Genomic DNA, 4,165 nt, shown 5'->3' with positions numbered 1-4,165 from the left:
GGGGATCAACCAACCAGCTGTTCCACAGCCGTTTGCAATGACCAGGCAAAGCAAGGGGGAAACCCCAGAGGCTGCCTAGCCCGCCTGGCTGCGCAACTGCCGCAAGAGCCGCTCAAACTCCTCCGGCAGGGGAGCGGTAAACTGCAGCGGCTGGCCTGTGCGCGGGTGAACAAAGGAGAGCTTCCAGGCATGGAGAGCTTGGCCGCCCAGCTTAACAGGGCTGGTTTTGCTCTGGGTGTAGAGGGGATCCCCGACAATGGGTAGGCGCATGTGGGCAGCATGCACCCGAATTTGATGGGTGCGCCCGGTCTCCAGCTCAAACTGCATCAGGGTGTAGTTGCCCAGCCGCTCCAACACTTGCCAGTGGGTTACCGCCACTCGCCCTTGGCCAGGGGTCAGGACGGCCATTTTCTGCCGATCCACCGGGTGCCTCCCAATGGGGGCAGAGACGGTGCCTTGGCTTTGGGCCGGCCGGCCAAACACCACCCCCAAGTAGATGCGCCGGGCGGTTTTGGCCTGGATCTGGGCTTGTAGGTGCTGGTGGGCCTGATCGTGTTTGGCAATCACCAAGGCACCAGTGGTGTCTTTGTCAAGGCGATGGACAATACCTGGACGCAGCTCGCCGTTGATGCCTGAAAGATGGGGGCAGTGGGCCAGCAGGGCGTGCACCAGGGTGCCACTGGCGTGGCCGGGGGCGGGGTGCACCACCAAACCGCGGGGCTTGTTGATCACAAGCAAATCGTCATCTTCGTAAAGAATGTCCAAGGGGATCGGCTCCGGCTGCAGGGCAGTCGGGGTGGCTGGCGGGATCCGCACCTCGACTTCATCCCCAGCTTGCAGGGGGCGATCCTTATCCCGGCAGGGCTGCCCATTGAGCCAAACCTGGCCCTGGCGGATAAGCTGCTGCAGGCGCGACCGCGACAGCTCCGGCAGTTGCTCTGCCAATCCTCGATCCAGCCGCAAGCCCTGCTGTTTTTCCGTCACCCTGATCTGGCGAATGTCTGCTGCAGCCTCCTTGTGGCCCTCCATGCCGTTGTTGCCCAAATTGCCTTCTTTGACCATTGTGGCAGCCCGGCTACTTTTGCACTGAGTAAAAAAGGTCGAAGATTTGCAGCAACTTCCGCAGGCAGGTGGTGGGGGGATCTGCCTTGTCTCATCGCCTTCTAAGCCTTCTTGGGGGGATCCCTGGGCAATTTTAAGGGGCAGAAAATCCTGACTAGAGTGAGGCTATGGCCCACCAAGAATGAGTTGGGCCGAGTGTTGGCATAGGAGAGCCGGGAGCGATCCCAAGCCGACAACACAGCACACCCCAGCAATTGGCGTTGGCTCAATGGATCGCTCAATGGATCTAAATGGATCTAAGAAGGAGGTAAGGCATGTCGGATGGAGCAACCAGGGGATCCCAGCTTCAGCAACCCTCTCAACCCCAGCTTGGCTCAGAGCCGCCTTTGGTCTTGCCCCTGACGGAGGTGGGGCTGCGGGACGTTGCCCAGGTGGGTGGGAAAAACGCCTCCTTGGGAGAAATGCTGCAGCAGCTCACCTCAAAGGGGATCCAGGTGCCGACAGGATTTGCCACCACCGCCCATGCGTATCGCCAGTTCATCGCCTCTGCGGGTTTGGAGGAAAAGTTGCGCGAGATCTTTCGGGATCTCGACATTGAAGACGTGAACAACCTGCGCCATCGCGGCAAGGCTGCCCGCACCTTAATTCTGCAAACTCCCTTCCCCCCTCAGCTAGAGCAGGCCATCGCCGAAGCCTACCAAAAGCTGTGCGAGCGCTACGGCCCCGACACCGATGTGGCGGTGCGCTCCAGTGCCACGGCAGAAGACTTGCCGGATGCCAGCTTTGCCGGCCAGCAGGAGACCTACCTGAACGTGCGTGGAGTGCGGGCAGTGCTCAATGCCTGTCACCACTGTTTTGCCAGCTTGTTTACCGACCGGGCCATCTCCTACCGCCAGATCAAGGGCTTTGACCATTTTCAAGTAGCCCTCTCGGTGGGGGTGCAGAAGATGGTGCGCTCGGATCTGGCTTGCTCGGGGGTGATGTTCTCCATCGACCCAGAAACCGGCTTTAAAGATGCGGTGCTGATCACCGCCGCCTACGGCCTGGGGGAAAACGTGGTGCAAGGGATCGTCAACCCCGATGAGTACGTGGTCTTCAAACCCACCCTCAAGCAGGGACTGCGCCCCATCCTCTCCCGCAAGCTGGGCAGCAAGGCCCTGAAGCTGGTCTACGACGAGGGGGGATCCCGTTCCACCAAAAACGTGGCCGTCCCCGAAAGCCTGCGCAAGCAATATGCCCTCAGGGATGAGGAAATCCTCAAATTGGCCCAGTGGGCCTGCCTGATCGAAGAGCACTACTCGGCGCTGCGGGGCCGCTTCACCCCCATGGACATCGAGTGGGCCAAAGATGGCCTCACCGGCGAGCTGTTTATCGTCCAGGCCCGCCCCGAAACGGTGCAGTCGCAAAAAGGGGCCAACCAGCTGACCACCTATCGCTTCACCCAGCCTGGGGCGCAGCCCGAGCCTCTGGTGCGGGGACGGGCCGTAGGCGAGGCCATTGGCCAGGGCACAGCCCGCGTCATTTTGGATGTGCGCCGCTCGGATCAGTTTCAGGCCGGCGAGGTGCTGGTGACCGAAAAAACGGATCCCGACTGGGAGCCAATCATGAAAAAGGCCAGCGCCATCGTCACCAACCAGGGGGGCAGAACTTGCCATGCGGCCATCATCGCCCGCGAGCTGGGGATCCCGGCCATTGTTGGCTGCGGCAACGCCACGCAGGTGCTCCGTTCCGGCGAGCCCATCACCGTCTCCTGCGCTGAAGGGGAAGAAGGGCGGGTCTACCCGGGCCTGTTGCCCTATGAGGTGACGGAGATCCCGCTGGAGGAGCTGCCCCGTCCCCGCACCCAACTGATGATGAATGTGGGCAACCCAGAAAAAGCCTTCGGCCTCAGCGGGATCCCTTGCGATGGCGTGGGGCTGGCGCGGCTGGAGTTCATCATCGCCAACCACATTCAAGTCCACCCGCTGGCTTTGCTCAACTACGAGCAGGCGGTGAAAGAGGAGCCGCGCCTGGCAGAGCTCACCGCCCAGTATGCCGACAAGCCGGAGTACTTTGTGGACAAGCTGGCCCAGGGGGTGGCCACCATTGCTGCCGCCTTTTACCCCAAGCCGGTGATCGTGCGGCTGTCGGATTTCAAGAGCAACGAGTATGCCCACCTGTTGGGGGGATCCCGCTACGAGCCCCACGAGGAAAACCCGATGATCGGCTGGCGGGGGGCCTCCCGCTACACGGATCCCCGCTACCGTGAGGGCTTTGCCTTGGAGTGTCGGGCCATGAAACGGGTGCGGGATGAGATGGGCCTGACCAACGTGATCTTGATGATCCCCTTCTGCCGCACGCCGGAAGAGGGGCACAAGGTGCTGGAAGAGATGGCCCGCCATGGCCTGGTGCGGGGAGAAAACGGTCTGCAGGTGTACGTGATGTGCGAATTGCCCAGCAACGTCATCCTGGCCGACGAGTTCTGCCAGATCTTCGACGGCTTCTCCATCGGCTCCAACGACCTCACCCAGCTCACCCTGGGGTTAGACCGCGACTCAGCCCTGGTGGCCCATCTTTTTGACGAGCGCCACGAGGCCGTCAGGCGGATGATCGCCCAGGTAATCCAGACGGTGAAAAGCCACGGGCGCAAGATCGGCATCTGTGGCCAGGCCCCCAGCGACTACCCCGACTTCGCCCGCTTCCTGGTGCAGGCGGGGATCGATTCCATCAGCCTCAACCCCGATTCCCTGTTGAAAACCCTGCTGGTGGTGGCCGAAGCAGAAGCGGCTGGCACCCGGTGAGCCCAAAGCCGGCCCAGAGACGTGCGCGGGGATCCCGTCTCCTGAGTTACAATCTCTTCTGCTGTGTTCCCATCCCCATCGATGATCCACGAACTCTCCATGCCGGCCCTCAGCTCCACCATGGAAACGGGCAAGATCGTCACCTGGCTTAAGAACCCCGGCGACCGCGTGGAGAAAGGAGAAAACATCCTGGTGGTGGAGTCCGACAAAGCGGACATGGACGTGGAGTCCTTCCACAGCGGCATCCTGGCCAGCATCCTGGTGCCGGCAGGGGAATCAGCCCCGGTGGGCGCCCCCATTGCCCTGATTGCCGAAAGCGAAGC

At 61.8% G+C, this 4,165-nt stretch carries 3 protein-coding genes; 2 read left to right on the top strand and 1 reads right to left on the bottom strand.

From position 1 onward, the window contains the following. Positions 1–75: 75 nt before the first annotated feature. The gene (locus NW815_RS01405; protein WP_414331111.1) at positions 76–1,029 is read right to left on the bottom strand and encodes an RluA family pseudouridine synthase; all 954 of its coding nucleotides are present in this window, start codon (positions 1,027–1,029) and stop codon (positions 76–78) included. Between the two features lie 347 nt (positions 1,030–1,376). On the opposite strand from NW815_RS01405, the gene ppsA reads away from it, so the two are divergent. Both ppsA and NW815_RS01395 read left to right on the top strand, forming a co-directional pair. Further along, positions 1,377–3,842, top strand: a complete 2,466-nt coding sequence (ppsA, locus tag NW815_RS01400) for a phosphoenolpyruvate synthase (protein ID WP_414388974.1) — start codon at positions 1,377–1,379, stop codon at positions 3,840–3,842. Between the two features lie 81 nt (positions 3,843–3,923). Continuing rightward, positions 3,924–4,165 (top strand): biotin/lipoyl-containing protein (locus NW815_RS01395; protein ID WP_414415637.1); only part of this gene is annotated, 242 nt, incomplete at its 3' end.

Origin of the sequence: Synechococcus sp. R6-7 (genome assembly GCF_047461695.1) — a bacterium.
GTDB lineage: Bacteria > Cyanobacteriota > Cyanobacteriia > Thermostichales > Thermostichaceae > Thermostichus.
The sequence above is the reverse complement of the archived record's forward strand: the minus strand, read 5'-3'. Positions and strand labels throughout refer to the sequence as shown.

Excerpts from the sequence above, each read along its gene's own strand:
- NW815_RS01405 (WP_414331111.1), bottom strand. The coding sequence starts at position 1,029 with ATGGAGGGCCACAAGGAGGCTGCAGCAGACATTCGCCAGATCAGGGTG.
- ppsA (WP_414388974.1), top strand. The coding sequence starts at position 1,377 with ATGTCGGATGGAGCAACCAGGGGATCCCAGCTTCAGCAACCCTCTCAA.